Raw genomic sequence first — 18726 nt, forward strand, 5'->3', positions numbered from 1 at the left:
CCTCATGGATCGCCAAACAGTCGCCAAGCCCTTTGACACCGTCCTGGTCGCCAACCGCGGCGAAATCGCCTGCCGCGTCATCCGCACGCTCAGGGCCATGGGGATCCGTTCCGTGGCCGTCTACTCGGACGCCGACGCCGGAGCCCGCCACGTGCGGGAGGCGGACGCCGCCGTCCGGATCGGGACGGCGAGCGCGGCGGACAGCTACCTGAACATCGACGCCATCATCGACGCCTGCGTGCAGAGCGGCGCCCAGGCCGTCCACCCCGGCTACGGCTTCCTAGCCGAGAACGCGGAATTCGCCAGGGCCCTGGCCTCCCGGGGAATTGCCTTCATCGGCCCGCCCGCGGACGCGATCGAGCTCATGGGGGACAAGATCCGGGCCAAGAACCAGGTGGCGGGCTACGGCGTGCCCTGTGTTCCCGGGATCGCCGAACCCGGAATGGGCGACGCCGAACTGATCGCCGCGGCCCCGTCCGTGGGGTTCCCGCTGCTCATCAAACCGTCGGCCGGTGGCGGCGGCAAAGGCATGCACGTGGTGGAAAGCGCGGAGGACATGCCGGCCGCCCTCGCCACCGCCCGCCGGGTCGCGGCCGCCGCCTTTGGCGATGACACGCTCTTCCTGGAGCGGTTGGTCCGGGCGCCGCGGCACATCGAGGTCCAGGTCCTCGCGGACAAGGCCGGCAATGTCATCCACCTGGGCGAGCGCGAATGCTCCCTGCAACGGCGCCACCAGAAGGTCATCGAAGAAGCACCGTCGCCGCTGCTGGAATCCGTGCCCGACGGCGCCGCGATCCGCGCCCGGATCGGCGAGGCCGCCTGCCAGGCTGCCCGCTCTGTCCGGTACAGCGGTGCCGGAACCGTCGAGTTCCTGGTGTCCGACGAAGATCCCGGACAGTTCTACTTCATGGAAATGAATACCCGGCTCCAGGTGGAACACCCGGTGACGGAAATGGTCACGGGAATCGACCTGGTCGAATGGCAGCTGCGCATCGCCGGCGGCGAGGAACTCACCGTGGCGCAGTCCGACGTCGTGCTGGACGGGCACGCCGTGGAGGCGCGCGTCTATGCCGAAGACCCTGCCCGGAACTTCCTGCCGTCCGTCGGCGAGGTGCTGGTGCTTGACGAAGACGGCGGCCACGAAAGCGGCGAGCGGCCGGACGGCGCCGGAACCCGGGTTCGGATCGATTCGGCCATGCTCCCCGGCCTGGCGGTTACGGGGGACTACGACCCCATGCTCTCCAAGGTCATCGCCTGGGCGCCGGTGCGGGGCGCGGCGCTGGATGCCCTCGACCGCGCCCTGGGGAACTACACCCTCCTGGGCCTGCACACGAACGTCGAATACCTCCGCCTGCTGGTCAACGACGCCGACGTCCGCGCCGGCAGGCTCGACACCGGGCTTATCGAACGCAAACTCCCAGGCATGCAGTTCCGGCAGGCAGGGGAAACGGAGCTTCTCGCCGCCGGGCTGCAGGCAGCCGGGGGCGAGCGGCCGGCGTCGGGCGGTTCACCGTGGCAGGCCGGCGACGGCTGGCGGCTCGGCACCCCGGCCCCGCGCCGGGTCCACCTCGGCCTGCCCGCGGCGTCCTCCGAAAGCGGCCTGGCCACCGTCTCGCTGGTCCAACAAGGCGACGGCGACCAGGCCCAGCTCGACGGCGGCGCGCCGCACAAGGTCGGCAAGGGCCCGGAACTGGTGCTCGACGGCGTCGCGCACCATTACGCGACCGCGCTGGAATCCGCGCCTCCCGGCGGCGGGCCGCGCGGGCTGTGGCTCGGCGACGGCGGCTGGTCCTGCCGGCTGGAAATCCTCGACCGGGAGACCAGGCTCCAGCGGATCCTGGCCGGGATCCAGCGCGAGGAAGGCGCCGCGGATCCGGAGGTGCGCTCGCCGATGCCCGGCACCGTGGTCTCCGTGTCCGTGCGCGACGGCGACACTGTCGAAGCGGGGCAACTGCTGCTTTCCGTTGAAGCGATGAAGATGGAGCACCAGCTCACGGCCGCACTGGCCGGCACCGTCCACGTGGCCGCCCGCGTCGGTGACCTGGTCAAGGCCGAACAGCTCCTGGCCACCATCCACCCGAACAAAGAACCCGAAACCACTGTGAAAGGCGAGGAACCCCGCCATGGCCGGCTTTGATCTCAGCGAGGAATACCAGGACCTCAGCGATTCCGTCAGGGAATTCGCCGACGAAGTGGTGGCCCCGGTCTCCACGAAACACGACGAAGAGCACAGCTTCCCCTACGAGGTGGTCAAGCAGATGGGGGAGATGGGCCTCTTCGGGCTACCCTTCCCCGAGGAATTCGGCGGCATGGGCGGGGACTACTTTGCGCTCTCGCTCGCCCTGGAACAGCTGGGCCGCGTAGACCAGTCCGTGGCCATCACCCTGGAGGCCGGGGTGTCCCTCGGCGCCATGCCCGTCTACCGCTTCGGCACCCAGGCCCAGAAGGAGGAATGGCTGCCACAGCTCGCCTCCGGCCAGGCGCTCGCCGGCTTCGGGCTCACCGAACCGGAAGCCGGCTCCGACGCCGGCGGCACCAAGACGCACGCCCGGCTCGAGGACGGCGCAGCCGGTAAATACTGGGTGGTCAACGGCAACAAGGAGTTCATCACCAACTCCGGCACCGACATCAGCCGGCTCGTCACCGTCACCGCCGTCACGGGGGAACAACGGCGCAAGGACGGCGTCACCAAGAAGGAAATCTCCACCATCCTCGTGCCCACCTCCACCCCCGGCTTCAGGGCGGAGAAGGCCTACAACAAGGTGGGCTGGAACGCCTCGGACACCCATCCGCTCACCCTGGCCGATGTCCGGGTGCCCGAGGAAAACCTGCTGGGCGAACGCGGCCGGGGCTACGCGAACTTCCTCTCCATCCTGGACGAAGGGCGCATCGCCATTTCGGCCCTCGCCACCGGTGCGGCCCAGGGCTGCGTAGACCTGTCCGTGAAATACGCCAAGGAACGCAGCGCCTTCGGCCACCACATCGGCAAGTACCAGGCCATCCAGTTCAAGATCGCCCGCATGCAGGCCAGGGCCCACACCGCCCGCCTGGCGTACTACGACGCCGCGGCCCGGATGCTCGCCGGCAAGCCGTTCAAGACCGAAGCGGCCATCGCTAAGATGGTCGCAGGCGAGGCAGCCATGGACAACGCGCGGGACGCCACCCAGGTGTTCGGCGGCTATGGCTTCATCAACGAATTCACGGTGGCGCGGCACTACCGCGACTCCAAGATCCTGGAAGTCGGGGAGGGCACCACGGAAGTCCAATTGATGCTCATCGCCCGCGAGCTGGGTCTCTGACCGATGGGTTTCCAACCGCAAGGGAAGGATCACCGATGATCGACAAAGTTGTTGCCAGCGCCGCGGAAGCGGTGAAGGACATCCCGGACGGCGCCTCGCTCGCCGTCGGCGGCTTCGGCCTCTGCGGTATCCCGGTGGCGCTGATCGACGCGCTCCATCAGCAGGGCACCAAGGACCTGGAAACCGTCAGCAACAACTGTGGCGTGGACGACTGGGGCCTGGGAATCCTCCTCAAGGACGGCCGCATCCGCCGCACCGTCAGCTCCTATGTGGGGGAGAATAAGGAATTCGCGCGCCAGTACCTCGCCGGGGAACTGGAAGTGGTCCTCACCCCGCAGGGAACGCTCGCCGAGAAGCTGCGCGCCGGCGGCGCCGGCATCCCGGCCTTCTACACGGCGGCTGGCGTCGGCACCCAGGTGTCCGAAGGCGGATTGCCGCAGAAGTACGACGCCGGCGGCAACGTCGCGCTGGCCTCCTCGCCGAAGGAGGTCCGCAGCTTCAACGGGGCCGACTACGTGCTCGAAGAGTCGTTGACCCCGGACTTCGGCCTGGTCCACGCCTGGAAGGGCGACAGGCATGGCAACCTCGTCTTCCACGCCACGGCCATGAACTTCAACCCGCTCTGCGCGATGGCCGGCAAGGTCACCATCGCGGAGGTCGAGGAACTGGTGGAACCCGGCGAACTGGACCCGGAACACATCCACGTCCCGGGCATCTTCGTGCAACGGGTGGTCCTGGCCCCGGACGGGGAGAAACGGATCGAAAAACGCACCGTGTCGCTCGCCGCGTCCACAAGCAAAACGGAGGCAGGAGCATGAGCATGGAAAGCACTTCACCGGAAGCACCGCCGCGTCCCGAAGCGGTCCGCCACGGCTACCGGGAAGCCGCCGTCGGGCATTCCCCTGAGGACGCCGGAACCAAGGGCTGGACCCGCAACGAACTGGCTGCCCGGGTGGCCCAGGAACTGAGCAACGGCCAGTACGTCAACCTCGGCATCGGCATGCCCACGCTGATTCCCAACTACATCCCCGCCGGCGTCGAGGTGGTGCTGCACTCGGAGAACGGGATCCTGGGCGTGGGCCCATACCCGGCCGAGGACGCCGTGGACCCGGACCTCATCAACGCCGGCAAGGAAACGGTCACCGTCAACAAGGGCGCCGCGTTCTTCGACTCCGCCCAGTCCTTCGGCATGATCCGCGGCGGGCACGTGGACGTCGCCGTCCTCGGCGCCATGGAAGTGGCCCAGAACGGAGACCTCGCCAACTGGATGATCCCGGGCAAGATGGTCAAAGGCATGGGCGGGGCCATGGACCTGGTGTTCGGCGCCAAGAAGGTCATCGTGATGATGGAACACGTGGACCGCAACGGCAATCCGAAGATCGTGGAGAACTGCTCGCTGCCGCTCACCGGCAAGGGCTGCGTCAACCGGATCATCACCGACCTGGCCGTGATCGACGTCGTGCACGAAGGAGGCGCTTCCCGGCTGGTGCTGCGCGAACTGGCCCCCAACGTCACGGTCGAGGACGTGGCCGCGGCCACCGGTGCGCAGGTCTTCGAAGAGGACCAGGAGCTGACGGTTTGACGGACGAGCCCACCGTTCACGAACAGCGCGTGATCCTGCAGCGCGGCCTGTACTTCGAAGAGCTCCAGGAAGGCGTGGTGTACGCTCACCGCCCGGGCCGCACCGTCACGGAAACGGACAACGTCCTGTTCACCACGCTGACCATGAACACCCAGGCCCTGCACCTGGACGCCGCGTGGAGCGCCGGCCAGCCATTCGGGCAGCGCCTGGTGAACTCGATGTTCACCCTTGCCACCGTGGTGGGGCAGTCCGTGCCGCAGCTGACGCAGGGCACCATCGTGGCTCAGCTGGGCCTGAGCGATGTCTCCTTTCCGCATCCGCTCTTCCACGGAGATACCCTGTACACCGAAACGGTGGTCACCGAAAAACGACTTTCCAGCTCACGGCCGGGCCAGGGCGTGGTGACCATGCGGCATACCGGCCGGAACCAGGACGGCGTGGTGGTGGCACTGGCCACCCGTTCCTGCCTGATGTGGACCAAGGAGGCTCACGAAACCCATGCCAGCAGCTGATCCGGCGCACACCGCAGGCGATCCCTTCACCATGGGGCCGGCGCTGCTGTTCTGCCCCGCGGACCGTCCCGAACGCTTCGGAAAGGCGGCCGAACGCAGCGACGCCGTCATCCTCGACCTCGAAGACGCCGTGGCGCCGGACGCGAAGCAGCGGGCCCGCGGGGCCATCCTGGCGCTCGTGGCAGCCGAAGGGCAGGCGGCCGAGCTGGATCCCAGCCGCACCATCGTGCGCGTCAACCCCGTGGGCAGCGGGGACTTCGCCAAGGACCTGCACTGCCTGGCGCACACCCCGTACCGCACGGTGATGCTTGCCAAGGCCGAGTCCGCGGAGCAGCTCCGGGCCCTGGCGGACTACCGGGTCATCGCCCTGTGCGAGACGGCCAAGGGCATCCTGAACGCCGCCGCGATCGCTGCCGAGCCGAACGTCGTGGCCCTGATGTGGGGGGCCGAGGACCTGATCGCCTCCATGGGCGGCACCTCCAGCCGGAACCACGACGGCGGCTACCGGGCCGTGGCGGTGCACTCCCGCTCCACGGTGCTGCTGGCCGCCAAGGCGCACGGCAAGGAGGCCATCGACGCCGTGTATGTGGACATCCCGGATCTGGAAGGCCTTGCCGTGGAAGCCGGGGATGCCGTGGCCAGCGGCTTCGGCGCGAAGGCCTGCATCCACCCGAACCAGGTGGCCGCTGTCCGCGGCGCCTACGCACCGTCGGACGAAGCGCTCGCCGACGCCCGCGAACTGCTGGATGCCGCGGCCGCCGCCGGGACGGGCGTGTTCCAGCACAAAGGCAAGATGGTGGACGGCCCCGTCCTCCGCCACGCCGAAACCACGCTCCGCCGCGCAGGGCAACACCACTAACCCCTCCGCGAAACTAACCCCTGCGCGAACGTACAGTTGGGGCCCTGTTTTCAGCGTTTTTGGGGCGCCAAGTGTACGTTCGCGCAGTCCTACCTGGGGGAGCGCGGCAGGGACAGCGGCGGGATCGCCTCGTAGAGTTCCAGCCGGACCCAGCGCTCACCGTTTTCCCGGAACTCCGCCCGGCTCGCGAATCGGTAGAGGAAGGTGCGGACGCGCACCCAGCGGGGACGTCCGCCGTCGAACGGGTCCAGGCGCAGCAGGCGCAGCGTGGCGTGGTCGGCGTCGAGCAGTTTGTGCAGGAAGGCATAGAACCACGGCTCGTGGATGGTGCGCAGCGGCAGGAACCACATCAGCCAGTCAAGGCGCAGATGGTACGGCGCCCACTGGCGCGGCAGGCGGCGGAGATCGCCGGGCTTGCCCTTGAAACCGTACTCGCGCCAGCCGTCGCCGTCGGGATCGGCGTCGAGCGTTCCCTCCACCACTACCTCCACCCGGTGCTTCGTGACGGTGCCGAACGCCCCGTAGGTGTTGACCAGCTGCCAGCGGTTGAAGCTGGCGTTCATCAGCTGCCCGCGGGAAAGCAGGTTGCGCAGGGGCTGGTAGCTGAGCACGAGCAGCAGTAGGGTCACGGCGAGCACGACGGCGGTCCACCACACCGGGGACTGCGGGCCGCCCGCTGGGGAGCCGGCCGTTGCGGCGGCCGGGAGCCCGAAGATGGCCCGCAGCACCGGGTCACTGACGGCAGCGAACGCGAGGACGATCGCGGACCAGTTGAGCCAGGCGAAGTTCCCGCTGGCCACCAGCCAGAGCTGGGTGACGATGACAATCCCGGCCGCGATGGACGCCAGCGGCTGCGGGGCGAAGAGGAAGAACGGCACCACCAATTGGGCGAAATGGTTTCCCAACACCTCCATGCGGTGCACGGGCTTCGGCAGCAGGTGGGCCTGGCGGCTCAAGGGTCCGGGCATCGGCTGGGTTTCGTGGTGGTAGTACAGGGCGGTCAGGTCCCGCCATTCGCTGCCGCCGCGGATCTTGATCATGCCCGCGCCGAACTCCAGCCGGAACAGCAGCCAAAGCAGCAGGAGCAGGATGGTCCGTGGCGGCGGGACCTGCTCGGACCCCAGGAATGCCACGGTGAAGCCGAGCTCCAGCAGCAGCATTTCCCAGCCGAAGCCGTAGAAGGTCTGGCCCACGTTGACCACCGACATGTACAGCCCCCACAGCGCCAGGAACACCAGCAGGGGAACCCATGGCGGCCCCAGTTGCGGCAGCCCCGCCACCAGCAGGAGCGCCAGCACCATCCCTGCCAGGCAGACGAGGCGCAGCAGCCGGTCCGAATAGCGCCAACGGAAAAGGCTGGGCCGGCCGTAGTTCCCTGAACGTTCCACATACCGGGGAACGGGAAGCAAGCCGTGCTCGCCCAGCAGCGCGGGGAACTGGTTGAACGAGGAAAGGAAGGCGATGAAGAACAGCGCCGCCGTGCCGCGCTGCAGGACCTGCCGGGCAAATCCATAGTCCGGCGCCTCCAGGAACCACACCCAGTCCACGACTCAACGCTACGCCCGCTCCGTCAGAGTTCAATCGGGCCGAGTTCAATCGGGCAGAGTTCAATCGGGCCGAGTTCAATCGGGCACAGGGGGTCAACCGGGTGCGGGATACTTGATCCATGCAGCCCCGCAAGATCGTCCTCCTCGGCTCCACCGGTTCCATCGGCACCCAGGCGATTGACGTCGTCGACGCCGCCCCGCACCTTTTCGAGGTCGTGGCACTGAGCGCAGGGGGAGGAAACCTGCCGCTGCTTGCGCAGCAGGCGGTCCATACCCGAGCCAAGGCGGTGGGAATCGCCGAGGGCGATCCGCGCGCCCTGCAGGGATTGATCGACGGCGCCGCGTCCGCAACCGGGCTCCGGAACTTCCGCCCCGCCATCATCACCGGCCCCGACGCGTCCAGCAAGATCGCGGCCATCGAGGCCGACGTCGTCCTCAACGGCATCACCGGCTCCATCGGCCTGGCCCCGACCCTGGCTGCGCTGGGTTCCGGCGCGACGCTGGCGCTGGCCAACAAGGAATCCCTCATCGTCGGCGGCGCCCTCGTGAAGGCCGCCGCCGCGGAAGGGCAGATCGTCCCTGTCGACTCCGAACACTCCGCCCTGGCCCAGTGCCTGCGCTCCGGGACAGCGGGCGAGGTGGAGAAGCTCATCCTCACAGCCTCCGGCGGACCCTTCCGCGGACTCAGCCGGGAACACCTCCGGGACGTCAGCCCGGCCGAAGCCCTGGCCCACCCCACCTGGGACATGGGCCTCATGGTCACCACCAACTCGGCCACCTTGGTCAACAAGGGCCTCGAGGTGATCGAGGCGCACTTGCTCTTCGACGTCCCGCTGGACCGGATCGAGGTGGTGGTCCACCCGCAGTCCGTGGTGCACTCCATGGTGCAGTTCGTGGACGGCTCCATCATCGCCCAGGCTTCGCCGCCGGACATGCGCCTGCCGATCGCCCTGGGTCTGGGCTGGCCGGACCGGGTTCCCAACGCCGCGAAGGCCTGCGACTGGAGCCAGGCCACCAGCTGGACCTTTGAACCCCTCGACCCGGTGGCGTTCCCCGCCGTGGACCTTGCCAAGGACGCCGCGAAGCAGGGGAGCACCTTCCCGGCGGTCTTCAACGCGGCCAACGAGGAAGCCGTACAGGCCTTCCACGCAGGCCGGATCCGCTTCACGGACATCGTGGACACGGTGGAGGCCGTCCTCAGCGAGCATTCAGGTTCCTCGGAGCTGACGCTGGACTCCGTGCTGCAAGCTGAACTGTGGGCACGCACACGCACCCACGATCGTTTAGCCAGCAGCACGGTCTAACACGCACGAGCCACGTAGGAAGCAGCACCACCAGGCATGAGTCCCGTCATTCTCTTCATCCTCGGAGTCGTCTTCGTCGCCCTCGGCGTTGCTGTCTCGATCGCGCTCCACGAGGTGGGGCACCTGCTTCCGGCGAAGCTGTTCAAGGTCCGTGTCACCAAGTACATGATCGGTTTCGGGCCCACCATCTGGTCCCGGCGCAAGGGCGAGACCGAGTACGGTTTCAAGGCCCTGCCCCTGGGCGGCTACGTGGCGATGATCGGCATGTACCCGCCGAACAAGGAGGACGGCAGTGTCCGGCCCTCCAGCACGGGCATGTTCCAGACGCTGGCCAGCGAAGCCCGCTCGGCGGCCCATGAGGAAGTCGGCCCGGGCGATGAGAACCGGGTGTTCTACAAGCTGCCCGTGTGGAAGAAGATCATCATCATGCTGGGCGGCCCGGCCATGAACATGCTGATCGGCCTGGCCCTCACCGCCGTACTGCTCATGGGCTTCGGGATTTCCACGCCCACCACCACCCTGGCGGACGTCTCCAAATGCCAGGTCAAGGAGGGCGAGACGGTCGACCCGGATTCGGCGGCCTGTACGCCCACTCCCGCCGCGCTCGCAGGCCTCAAGCCGGGCGACACGATCCTCACCTTCGATGGCCAGGCCGCCGGAACCTGGCCGGAGCTGTCCACCCGGATCCGGGCCTCCGCGGGCCGCACCGTGGAGATCACGGTCCAGCGGGACGGCCGGACCATCACGTCGCAGGTCACCCCTGTGCTGTCCTCCCGCCCGGTCATCGGCGACGACGGCCGGCAGGCGAAGGGGGCGGACGGCAAGCCGCTGTACCAGGAGGTCGGCTTCCTCGGCATCGGTTCGCGGACCGCGCTGGTGCCCCAGCCGGCGTCGAGCGTCCTGCCCATGGCGGGGGAGAACATCAAGCAGATCTCCGGCGTCATCCTCAACCTCCCGGCCCGTGTGGCCGGCGTTGCCCAGGCCGCCTTCAGCTCCGAACCGCGTGACCCCAACGGACCCATCAGCGTGGTGGGCGTCGGACGAGTGGCGGGCGAAGTCGCGGCCATGGAAGAGGTCCCGGTGCAGGCCCGGCTGGCCACCCTGGTGGGCCTGCTCGGCGGGTTGAACTTCGCCCTGGCGGTGTTCAACCTGATTCCGCTGCTGCCGCTCGACGGCGGCCATATCGCCGGCGCCCTCTACGAAGGCGTGCGGCGCCGCATCGCGAAGCTGTCCGGCAAACCGGACCCAGGCGCTTTCGACATCGCCAAGCTGCTGCCCCTGACGTATGTGGTGGCCGGTCTGCTCATGGCGATGGGTGCCTTGCTGATCTATGCGGACATCGTCAAACCGGTGAATCTCTTTGGCTGAGCCCTGCGCGCTGAGCCCTGAGCGCGGAGGCTGCGCGTGCGGAATGCCACCCGTGCGAAGTCCGCTCCCGTCCGGCCTTGGCGATAGGGTATCGGTATGACTGTTTTCGCTGTTGAGTACGTTTACGACGCCGAGTCCGCCGCAGTGCGCGACGAGCACCGCCCGGCACACCGCGCCTGGACCGCAGAGCTCGCCGAGCAGGGGACGTTGCTGGCTTCCGGCCCTTACGCCGACGGTTCCGGCGCCCTGCTGCTGGTCCGTGCCGCCGACGAAAGCGAACTGAACGCCATCCTCAAGCAGGATCCCTTCGCCGTTGCCCAGGGCCTGGCCAGCATCCGCACCAGCGCCTGGAACCCCGTGATCGGCTTGCTCGCCGCGCACGCTTCCTAACGAACCTCTCCCGATCCACCTCAAAACCCAAGGAGTCCACGTGACCTCGGTCAGCCTGGGAATGCCGTCAGCCCCGCCACCCGTCCTTGCGCCGCGCCGCAAGACGCGCCAGATCAAGGTGGGCTCCGTGGGCGTTGGATCCGATTCGCCCATCAGCGTGCAGTCGATGACCACCACGCCCACCCCGGACATCAACGCCACCCTGCAGCAGATCGCCGAACTCACGGCGGCCGGTTGTGACATCGTGCGCGTGGCCTGCCCCTCGGCCGATGATGCCGAGGCGCTGCCGATCATCGCCCGCAAGTCCCAGATCCCGGTGATCGCGGACATCCACTTCCAGCCGAAGTACGTCTTTGCGGCCATCGAGGCCGGCTGTGCCGCGGTGCGCGTGAACCCCGGCAACATCCGCAAGTTCGATGACCAGGTCAAGGAGATCGCCCGGGCAGCCAAGGACCACGGCACCTCCATCCGGATCGGCGTCAACGCCGGGTCCCTGGAGCCGGGCATCCTGAAGAAGTACGGTAAGGCCACCCCCGAGGCGCTGGTCGAATCCGCGGTCTGGGAAGCTTCCCTGTTCGAGGAGCACGGCTTCCACGACTTCAAGATCTCCGTCAAGCACAACGACCCCGTGGTCATGGTGGCCGCCTACGAAATGCTCGCCGAAAAGGGCGACTGGCCGCTGCACCTCGGCGTCACCGAGGCGGGCCCGGCCTTCCAGGGCACCATCAAGTCGGCCACGGCCTTCGGTGCGCTCCTGTCCAAGGGCATCGGAGACACCATCCGGGTGTCGCTTTCCGCCCCGCCCGTGGAGGAAATCAAGGTCGGCAACCAGATCCTGCAGTCCCTGAACCTGCGCCCGCGCAAGCTGGAAATCGTCTCCTGCCCGTCCTGTGGCCGCGCCCAGGTGGACGTCTACACCCTCGCCGAGCAGGTCACCGCGGGCCTGGAAGGCATGGAGGTTCCGCTGCGAGTGGCCGTGATGGGCTGCGTCGTGAACGGGCCGGGCGAGGCCCGTGAGGCAGACCTCGGCGTTGCGTCCGGCAATGGCAAGGGCCAGATCTTCGTGAAGGGTGAGGTCATCAAGACTGTCCCTGAGAGCGAAATTGTTGAGACACTGATCGAAGAGGCTATGCGCATAGCTGAAGAGATGGGGGAGGCCGATGGCGAAGATGCTGTCAAGGGTAGCCCCGTGGTTAGCGTCTCGTAACGAGACTGCGCCGGGCGGAGTAACCGTCCGGATCCTGGAGGGCGCCGATACGGCGCAATTGCGCGCGCTTGCACTGGAAGACCCGGTGGCGAATGTGTTCATTCTGTCCCAGCTGGGTTCGCACGGGAGTGCCTCGCCGACGGCGGCGGGTGCCCGGATTTTCGGAGCGTTCGACGGCGGCACGCTCCTGGGTGCCTGTTGGGCCGGGGCGAACCTGGTGCCGGTCCAGCTGGATCCCGGGCTGGCCCCGTACATCGCCGAGGCGGTGCACCGGGCAGGCCGCCGCTACGCGTCGATCTTCGGTCCCGCCGAAACGGTGCTCGCGCTCCATGCGGCCTTGGTGCCGCACGGACACCTGCCCCACGAGGTGCGCGCCGAACAGCCTTTGATGGCCATCAGCGGCGAACCGGCCGTCCCGGCCAACCCGCAGCTCGGCTTCGGCGACATGGCCGACTTCGAGCTGATCCTGCCCGCCTGCGCCGCGATGTTCGAAGAGGAAGTGGGCTACTCGCCGTTCCTTGGCGGCGAGGACTTCTATAGCAGGCGGGTGGCCGGCCTGATCCGGCAGGGACATTCGCTGGTGCACATCGACGGCGGCCGGGTGCTCTTCAAGGCCGAGCTCGGAGCCGTGACTCCGGAGGTGAGCCAGGTACAGGGAGTGTGGCTCAATCCCGAGATCCGCGGACAGGGCCTGAGCGCCGGCTATATGGCCGCCGTCGTGCAGCTCGCGCGGACATTCGCCCCCGTCACCAGCCTCTACGTGAACCACTACAACCTGCGTGCGCGGGCTAGTTATGAACGGGTGGGATTCCAGCAGCTGGGAACCTTCGCTACTGTGCTCTATTAATGCAGGGGGCACTCGGAATGACCTGCAGCCAAACTGCAGGCCAACCGGCCCGTTCGCATCCTCTGGGGGAAGCATGACCACGCCACACCGCATTATCCTGGCCCTCGCGGCCGCCGCCGTCCTGTCCGTCTCGGCCTGCGCGGCCCCGGCCTCGGCGCCGTCCTCCGCGCCGGTCCAAAGCAAGACCCCCACACCGACGCCCACCCCGACCATGGCCTTCAAGAAATACACGAACGCCGAACTGGCGGAACTGTTCGAAAGCGTCGACAACGCCGAAGGGTCACCGTTCGTCGCGATGCCGGAAGACCAGCTGCTGAAGGGAGTTGACGCGGCCAAGAAGTTGCTCACGTCGGTGAAGGTCACCCCGGCCGTGTGCGGCGGTGCCGCCCTCACAGGTGGCTTCGAGGCAACTCAGGGGGCGAGCATGGCGGTTGCTACCTCGAGACCGTCGGGCAGCGCGTCACCGGTCCAGACGGTGAGCCTCGTTTCCGGCGTGGATCAGGCGAAGCTCTCGGCTCTTTTCGCCAAGGGAAAGGAACAGAGCAAGAAATGCGGGCGCGTCATTGTTGAAATGGCGGGCCGGAAGGCGGAATCCTCCGTCGTGGAGGTCCCTGTTGCCACGGCGACTCCTGGCTCTTTCGCCGTGAAGTCGACCACCACCAGCAGCGCGGGAGTGATCACCCAAATCACGGTGACTGCCATCAAGGGCGGCGTCGTGATCAACAGCATGTACGTCAGTACCGGCAACGTCGCCCTGGAGACAAAACAGGCCGCCGACACTCTCGACGACGTCGCAGCGCTCATCAAGTAAGCGCTTTGCCGCAGGCGACGCCCCGGACATCCCGCGCTCTCACGGGCCTTCCAAAGGCTCCGCGAGGTAGCGCCGGATGTTCGGGGCGACCAGCCTGACCACGTCCTCCGGCTCCGCCGAGGCCAGCGGCTCCAGCCGCACCACGTACCGCACCAGCATCAGGCCCACTACCTGTGTGGCCACGAGGTTTCCGCGCAATGCCCTTTCCTCCGGGGTGCCTGGAAGCCCGGTCATGATGCGCTGCAGGACGGTACGGGAGACCAGCTCGCGGAGCATCGCCGTCTTGGCCTTGGACCCGATGGTCCCACGCAGGAACGCCACCAGGCTGTGCTGGGCCGGACTCTCCCAGAGCCGCAGCACGGCCCGCACGATTTCCTCCGCGCGCTGCCCGGGGTCAAGGGATTCGACGCCGGCCAGGACCTGTGCCGGATCGGCCGGAAGGTCCACGCTGAGCGCGAAGAGCTCATCCTTGCCCTTGAAGAAGTGATGGACCAGGGCCGGATCCACCCCGGCCTCGCGGGCCACCTGGCGCAGGCTCGTGCCGTCGAAGCCGTGCTCCGCGAAGAGCCTGCGGGCCGTCCCCAGGATGAGTTCCCGCGAATCGTTCGAGCCGCCGCGGCGGCCCCGGCGGGACCCCGGCGCGGAACTGTGCAGCGAGGGAAGCCCACTCATCGGGTCTGCCGCCTGAGGGTCAGCGAGGCCAGCACCAGGACCACCAGCACGATGATCCCGATGGTCGTCGCGTCGTCCCACATGACGCGCGTGGCCTCGCTGTTGCCCGCGATTTCCTTGAGAGCGTCCACCGAGAACGTCAGCGGCATGACATTGGAAATGTTCTCCAGCACGTCGTTCATGCGCTCCCGCGCCACGAACAGGCCGCAGAGCAGGATCTGCGGAACCACCACCACGGGCATGAACTGCACTGCCTGGAACTCCGTGCGCGCGAAGGCCGAGCACAAAAGGCCCAGGGCGACCCCGAGCACCGCGTTGATCACGGCAATAATCACCACGTAACCCGGGCTGCCCTTGATGTCCAAGCCGAACACCCAGTACGCCACCGCGGTCGCCACGAGCGATTGCAGCGCCGCCATGATCGAGAACGCGATCGCATAGCCGAACAGCAGGTCCGCCTTGTGGATCGGCGTCGTCAGCAGGCGCTCGAGCGTCCCGGACGTCCGTTCGCGCAGCATGGTGATCGAGGTGACCAGGAACATCACCACGAACGGGAAGATCGCCAGCATCATCAGGCCCACACGGTCGAAGGTCCGTGGCATCCCGGGAGGCAGGGTTTCGTTCTCGTAGAGGTAGTACACGGCGGTCAGCAGCAGGGCCGGGACCACCAGGATCAATGCAATGCTGCGGCGGTCGTGCCGCAGCTGCTCCAGGACCCGCCGGCTGGTCGCCAGCATCATGCGGGGATTCATCACGCCACCTGGCTTTCATTGCGGTTCTGTCGGCTGGGCTTGTTTTCTGCCTCGCGGATCAGGTGCAGGAAAGCCTGTTCGAGGTCGGCGCTGCGGCCGCGTTCACCAAGTTCGGCCGGGGTGAGGCTGGCCATCAGCAGGCCCTCACGCAACAGCAGCAGCGAGGAGCAGTGGGAAGCCTCCTCCATCACGTGGCTGGAGACCAGCAGCGTGGTTCCGGCAGCCGCCATCGAGGCGAAGCGCTCCCACAGCTCCGCGCGCAGCACCGGGTCCAAGCCCACGGTTGGTTCGTCCAAGACCAGCAAGCTCGGGCGGGAAACCAAGGCACAGGCCAGCGACACCCGGCTGGACTCGCCTCCCGACAGGTCCGCGGTCCGCTGCCGGGCGAGGTCCTCGAGCCCGACGGCGGCGATCGCCTCGGCGGTGTCCGCCGCCGTCGCGCCGTGCATCGCCCCGAAGTACCGGACGTTCGCTTCGACGCTGAGGTCCGGATAGACGCTGGGGGACTGGGTGACATAGCCGACCTCATGCCGCAGGGCGGCGGAGCCGGCGGGCTTGCCCAGGACCGTGACGGTTCCGGAAGAAAGCCGCTGCGCCCCGACAATGGCCCGCATGAGCGTCGTCTTCCCGCTGCCGGAGGGGCCGAGCAGGCCGGTGATCCGGCCGGCGTCGATGGTGAAGTCCAGGCCCCGCAGGATCTTGGTCCGGCCGCGGTGGACGTGCAGTCCGCTGGCCTGGACGGCCGGCGGAACGGTGGGTGGTTCTGCTGCGTGCCGGTTCATGGCGTCCTCCAGGAATGAATTCATCACCTGATGAATTCAAGGTAGACCGGCCGCCGGTCACCGTCAATGGATCCTGCGCGGCGCCTGCACGGGGCCCGCGCGGCGGCGGGCGGCAAAGGGGCAGGCGGCCAGCCGGTAGATTAGTAGTCAGTAGTTTTTTGCCATCCCTTGCCACAGAAACGGATTTTGCCCGTGGTCGTTCGCCTCTCCCAGCTGTTCCTGCGCACCTTGCGTGAAGATCCCGTCGACGCCGAAGTCGCCAGCCACAAGCTGCTGGTACGTGCGGGCTACATCCGCCGCGCGGCTCCTGGCATCTACACCTGGCTGCCTCTGGGGCTGAGCGTGCTTCGCAAGGTCGAACAGATCATCCGCGAGGAAATGACCGCGATCGGCGCCCAGGAAGTGCACTTCCCGGCCCTGCTGCCCAAGGAGCCGTACGAGGCCACCAACCGCTGGACCGAATACGGCGAGGGCATCTTCCGGCTCAAGGACCGCAAGCAGGCCGACTACCTGCTCGCCCCCACGCACGAGGAAGTTTTCACCCTCCTGGTCAAGGACCTGTACTCCTCGTACAAGGACCTGCCCCTGAGCCTGTACCAGATCCAGAACAAGTACCGTGACGAGGCCCGTCCCCGCGCCGGCCTCCTCCGCGGCCGCGAGTTCATCATGAAGGACTCCTACTCCTTCGACGTGGATGACGCCGGCCTGGACGCCAGCTACGCCAAGCACCGCGCCGCCTACCTGAAGATCTTCGAACGCCTGGGCCTCGAGGTGGTCCCCGTTACCGCCACGGCCGGTGCCATGGGCGGGTCCAAGAGCGAGGAATTCCTGCACCCCACCGAGATCGGCGAAGACACCTTCGTCCGCTCCGCCGGCGGCTACGCAGCCAACGTCGAAGCCGTCACCACTGTGGCACCCGAGCCCATCGACTTCAGCAACGCCCCTGCGGCCCGCGTCCTGGACACCCCGGACACTCCCACCATCGAAACCCTCGTCGCCGCATCCAACGAGCTCGCCCCGCGCAGCGAAGCCGACGGCGGCGAATGGACTGCCGCCGACACGCTCAAGAACGTCGTCCTCGCCGTAACCCTGCCCACCGGTGAGCGCCAGCTCGTCGTCATCGGGGTCCCCGGCGACCGCGCCGTGGACCTCAAGCGGGTCGAAGCCAACATCGGTGCCTTCCTCCCGATTGCCGGCGAGATCGGCCTGGAAGCGGCCAACGAAGAGGACCTCAAGAAGAACCCTGCCCTCGTCAAGGGTTACATCGGCCCGGGCCTCTCCCTGGACGAGCCGCTGCTGGGCCTCGAAGGCAGCTCCAAGCTGCTGTTCCTGGTGGACCCGCGGATCGTGTCCGGCAGCAGCTGGGTGACCGGCGCCAACCTGGACGGCAAGCACGTCTTCGGCCTCGTCGCCGGCCGCGACTTCGGCTGGGACGGCGTCATCGAGTGCACCGAAGTGCGCGAAGGCGACCTCGCCCCGGACGGCAGCGGTCCGCTGGAACTGGCCCGCGGCATCGAGATGGGCCACATCTTCCAGCTCGGCCGCAAGTACGCCGAAGCCCTGGACCTGAAGGTCCTGGACCAGAACGGCAAGCAGGTCGTGGTGACCATGGGTTCCTACGGCGTCGGCGTCACCCGCGCGGTGGCTGCGCTGGCCGAATCCAACAACGACGAACGCGGCCTCGTCTGGCCGCGTTCCGTGGCGCCCGCTGACGTCCACGTCGTCGCCGTCGGCCGAGGCGAGGAAATCTTCGCCGCCGCGGAGAAGCTGTCGGCAGAACTGGAAGCCGCCGGCCTGGATGTCATTTACGACGACCGTCCCAAGGTTTCCCCCGGCGTGAAGTTCGGCGACGCCGAACTGGTGGGTGTTCCCACCATCCTGGCCGTCGGCAAGGGCCTGGCGAGCGGCGTCGTGGAGATCAAGGACCGCCGCAGCGGCGAGGCTGAGGACGTCGCCGTCGAAAAGGCCGTGGACTACGTGGTCAACGCCGTCCGCCAGAAGTGATTTCCGGCTTCGAATCGATCGAGGCCGCCACGCTCATCATGATCGTGGTGGCCGGCTTCGCCGCCGGCTGGGTGGACGCCGTGGTGGGTGGCGGGGGACTGATCCAGCTCCCCGCCCTCCTGCTGGTCCCGGGCATCACCCCGGTCCAGGCGCTGGCCACCAACAAGATGGGCTCCATCTTCGGGACCGCCACCAGCGCCACCACCTACTACCGCAGGGTCGGCCCGGACCTGAAGACTGCTGTGCCGATGGCGGTGATCGCCCTCGCCGGAAGCTTCGGCGGGGCGCTGCTCGCGGCTAACCTGCCCGCCTCGGTGTTCAAGCCGATCATCGTGGTGGCGCTGGTCGTCGTCGCGCTGTTCACCGCCCTGCGGCCCAACGCCGGCGAGCTCACCGCCCTCCGGCACTACGGCCACCGGCACTATGTGGTGGCATGCCTGATCGGTGCGGTGATCGGCTTCTATGACGGGCTGATCGGCCCCGGCACCGGCTCCTTCCTGGTGATCGCCCTCGTCTCCGCGATGGGTTACGCCTTCCTCGAAGCCAGTGCCAAGGCCAAGATCGTCAACATGGCCACCAACGCCGGGGCGCTCCTGTTTTTCCTGCCGCACGGCTCCCTCCTGTGGGGCGTCGGCCTGCTCCTGGGCGCGGCCAACATGGCCGGTGGCTACCTTGGCGCCCGGACCGCCGTGAAGAAGGGCAGCAAGTTCGTCCGCGTGGTGTTCCTGCTGGTGGTGGCCGCCCTGATCATCAAGCTCAGCATCGACGTCTGGCAGGACCTGGCCTAAAC

18 protein-coding genes are annotated in these 18726 nt (G+C 67.7%); 14 read left to right on the forward strand and 4 right to left on the reverse strand.

What is annotated here, in order from left to right:
- Positions 1–4 precede the first annotated feature (4 nt).
- From ACN9M4_RS06960 to ACN9M4_RS06985, 6 genes are read left to right on the forward strand one after another with little or no spacing between them, the layout of a single operon-like run.
- Positions 5–2137, forward strand: coding sequence for an acetyl/propionyl/methylcrotonyl-CoA carboxylase subunit alpha (locus ACN9M4_RS06960; protein ID WP_426302815.1), 2133 nt, complete (start codon positions 5–7; stop codon positions 2135–2137).
- Positions 2124–3299 carry an acyl-CoA dehydrogenase family protein gene (locus ACN9M4_RS06965; RefSeq protein ID WP_426302816.1) on the forward strand — a complete coding sequence of 392 codons (1176 nt, stop codon included), beginning with the start codon at positions 2124–2126 and terminating at the stop codon, positions 3297–3299. Before ACN9M4_RS06960 ends, ACN9M4_RS06965 begins: the two co-directional genes overlap by 14 nt.
- 35 nt (positions 3300–3334) lie before the next feature.
- Positions 3335–4117 (forward strand): CoA transferase subunit A, encoded by a 783-nt coding sequence (locus ACN9M4_RS06970; protein ID WP_426302817.1) that lies wholly within the window; start codon positions 3335–3337, stop codon positions 4115–4117.
- A gap of 2 nt (positions 4118–4119) precedes the next feature.
- On the forward strand, positions 4120–4881 hold the full coding sequence (locus ACN9M4_RS06975) for a CoA transferase subunit B (RefSeq protein ID WP_426302818.1): 762 nt from the start codon (positions 4120–4122) through the stop codon (positions 4879–4881).
- On the forward strand, positions 4878–5393 hold the full coding sequence (locus ACN9M4_RS06980) for a MaoC family dehydratase (protein WP_426302819.1): 516 nt from the start codon (positions 4878–4880) through the stop codon (positions 5391–5393). The genes ACN9M4_RS06975 and ACN9M4_RS06980 overlap by 4 nt, the downstream gene beginning before the upstream one ends.
- A complete protein-coding gene (locus ACN9M4_RS06985; protein WP_426302820.1) occupies positions 5380–6252 on the forward strand; it encodes an HpcH/HpaI aldolase/citrate lyase family protein in 873 nt (290 codons plus the stop codon). The genes ACN9M4_RS06980 and ACN9M4_RS06985 overlap by 14 nt, the downstream gene beginning before the upstream one ends.
- A gap of 89 nt (positions 6253–6341) precedes the next feature.
- On the opposite strand, the gene ACN9M4_RS06990 is transcribed toward ACN9M4_RS06985, so the two are convergent.
- A complete protein-coding gene (locus tag ACN9M4_RS06990; RefSeq protein WP_426302821.1) occupies positions 6342–7799 on the reverse strand; it encodes a lipase maturation factor family protein in 1458 nt (485 codons plus the stop codon).
- 119 nt (positions 7800–7918) lie between these two features.
- Between ACN9M4_RS06990 and dxr the strand changes: the two genes are divergently transcribed.
- The 6 genes from dxr (at position 7919) to ACN9M4_RS07020 (ending at position 13726) form a co-directional block, all read left to right on the forward strand.
- Positions 7919–9103, forward strand: coding sequence for a 1-deoxy-D-xylulose-5-phosphate reductoisomerase (gene dxr / locus ACN9M4_RS06995; protein WP_426302822.1), 1185 nt, complete (start codon positions 7919–7921; stop codon positions 9101–9103).
- A 36-nt stretch (positions 9104–9139) separates the two neighbouring features.
- The gene (locus ACN9M4_RS07000; protein WP_426302823.1) at positions 9140–10471 is read left to right on the forward strand and encodes a M50 family metallopeptidase; all 1332 of its coding nucleotides are present in this window, start codon (positions 9140–9142) and stop codon (positions 10469–10471) included.
- A 96-nt stretch (positions 10472–10567) separates the two neighbouring features.
- Complete coding sequence (locus ACN9M4_RS07005; protein WP_426302824.1) at positions 10568–10861, forward strand: YciI family protein; 294 nt, start codon at positions 10568–10570, stop codon at positions 10859–10861.
- Positions 10862–10901: 40 nt separating this feature from the next.
- A complete protein-coding gene (gene ispG, locus ACN9M4_RS07010; RefSeq protein WP_426302825.1) occupies positions 10902–12068 on the forward strand; it encodes a flavodoxin-dependent (E)-4-hydroxy-3-methylbut-2-enyl-diphosphate synthase in 1167 nt (388 codons plus the stop codon).
- A complete protein-coding gene (locus tag ACN9M4_RS07015) occupies positions 12031–12915 on the forward strand; it encodes a GNAT family N-acetyltransferase (RefSeq protein ID WP_426303418.1) in 885 nt (294 codons plus the stop codon). Before ispG ends, ACN9M4_RS07015 begins: the two co-directional genes overlap by 38 nt.
- Positions 12916–12988: 73 nt before the next feature.
- On the forward strand, positions 12989–13726 hold the full coding sequence (locus ACN9M4_RS07020; RefSeq protein WP_426302826.1) for a hypothetical protein: 738 nt from the start codon (positions 12989–12991) through the stop codon (positions 13724–13726).
- Positions 13727–13765: 39 nt separating this feature from the next.
- Here ACN9M4_RS07020 and ACN9M4_RS07025 read toward each other — a convergent pair whose 3' ends face one another.
- The 3 genes from ACN9M4_RS07025 to ACN9M4_RS07035 are packed head-to-tail and all read right to left on the reverse strand — an operon-like array spanning position 13766 to position 15956.
- Positions 13766–14398, reverse strand: a complete 633-nt coding sequence (locus ACN9M4_RS07025; protein WP_426302827.1) for a TetR family transcriptional regulator — start codon at positions 14396–14398, stop codon at positions 13766–13768.
- Positions 14395–15138, reverse strand: coding sequence for an ABC transporter permease (locus tag ACN9M4_RS07030; protein ID WP_426303419.1), 744 nt, complete (start codon positions 15136–15138; stop codon positions 14395–14397). The genes ACN9M4_RS07025 and ACN9M4_RS07030 overlap by 4 nt, the downstream gene beginning before the upstream one ends.
- A gap of 11 nt (positions 15139–15149) precedes the next feature.
- Positions 15150–15956 (reverse strand): ABC transporter ATP-binding protein, encoded by an 807-nt coding sequence (locus tag ACN9M4_RS07035; protein ID WP_426303420.1) that lies wholly within the window; start codon positions 15954–15956, stop codon positions 15150–15152.
- A gap of 168 nt (positions 15957–16124) precedes the next feature.
- On the opposite strand from ACN9M4_RS07035, the gene ACN9M4_RS07040 reads away from it, so the two are divergent.
- The gene (locus tag ACN9M4_RS07040; protein ID WP_426302828.1) at positions 16125–17936 is read left to right on the forward strand and encodes a proline--tRNA ligase; all 1812 of its coding nucleotides are present in this window, start codon (positions 16125–16127) and stop codon (positions 17934–17936) included.
- Positions 17933–18724, forward strand: a complete 792-nt coding sequence (locus ACN9M4_RS07045; protein ID WP_426302829.1) for a sulfite exporter TauE/SafE family protein — start codon at positions 17933–17935, stop codon at positions 18722–18724. Before ACN9M4_RS07040 ends, ACN9M4_RS07045 begins: the two co-directional genes overlap by 4 nt.
- The last annotated feature ends 2 nt before the right edge of the window (positions 18725–18726 follow it).

This window comes from Arthrobacter sp. R-11 (assembly GCF_049913155.1).
Taxonomy (GTDB): Bacteria; Actinomycetota; Actinomycetes; order Actinomycetales; family Micrococcaceae; genus Arthrobacter.

Coding starts and splice junctions, on each gene's coding strand:
- ACN9M4_RS07020 (WP_426302826.1), top strand. CDS start 12,989: ATGACCACGCCACACCGCATTATCCTGGCCCTCGCGGCCGCCGCCGTC.
- dxr (WP_426302822.1), top strand. CDS start 7,919: ATGCAGCCCCGCAAGATCGTCCTCCTCGGCTCCACCGGTTCCATCGGC.
- ACN9M4_RS07030 (WP_426303419.1), bottom strand. CDS start 15,138: ATGATGCTGGCGACCAGCCGGCGGGTCCTGGAGCAGCTGCGGCACGAC.
- ACN9M4_RS07025 (WP_426302827.1), bottom strand. CDS start 14,398: ATGAGTGGGCTTCCCTCGCTGCACAGTTCCGCGCCGGGGTCCCGCCGG.
- ACN9M4_RS07005 (WP_426302824.1), top strand. CDS start 10,568: ATGACTGTTTTCGCTGTTGAGTACGTTTACGACGCCGAGTCCGCCGCA.
- ACN9M4_RS06965 (WP_426302816.1), top strand. CDS start 2,124: ATGGCCGGCTTTGATCTCAGCGAGGAATACCAGGACCTCAGCGATTCC.
- ACN9M4_RS07035 (WP_426303420.1), bottom strand. CDS start 15,956: ATGAATTCATTCCTGGAGGACGCCATGAACCGGCACGCAGCAGAACCA.
- ACN9M4_RS06970 (WP_426302817.1), top strand. CDS start 3,335: ATGATCGACAAAGTTGTTGCCAGCGCCGCGGAAGCGGTGAAGGACATC.
- ACN9M4_RS06975 (WP_426302818.1), top strand. CDS start 4,120: ATGGAAAGCACTTCACCGGAAGCACCGCCGCGTCCCGAAGCGGTCCGC.
- ACN9M4_RS07015 (WP_426303418.1), top strand. CDS start 12,031: ATGCTGTCAAGGGTAGCCCCGTGGTTAGCGTCTCGTAACGAGACTGCG.
- ACN9M4_RS06960 (WP_426302815.1), top strand. CDS start 5: ATGGATCGCCAAACAGTCGCCAAGCCCTTTGACACCGTCCTGGTCGCC.
- ACN9M4_RS07000 (WP_426302823.1), top strand. CDS start 9,140: ATGAGTCCCGTCATTCTCTTCATCCTCGGAGTCGTCTTCGTCGCCCTC.
- ACN9M4_RS06985 (WP_426302820.1), top strand. CDS start 5,380: ATGCCAGCAGCTGATCCGGCGCACACCGCAGGCGATCCCTTCACCATG.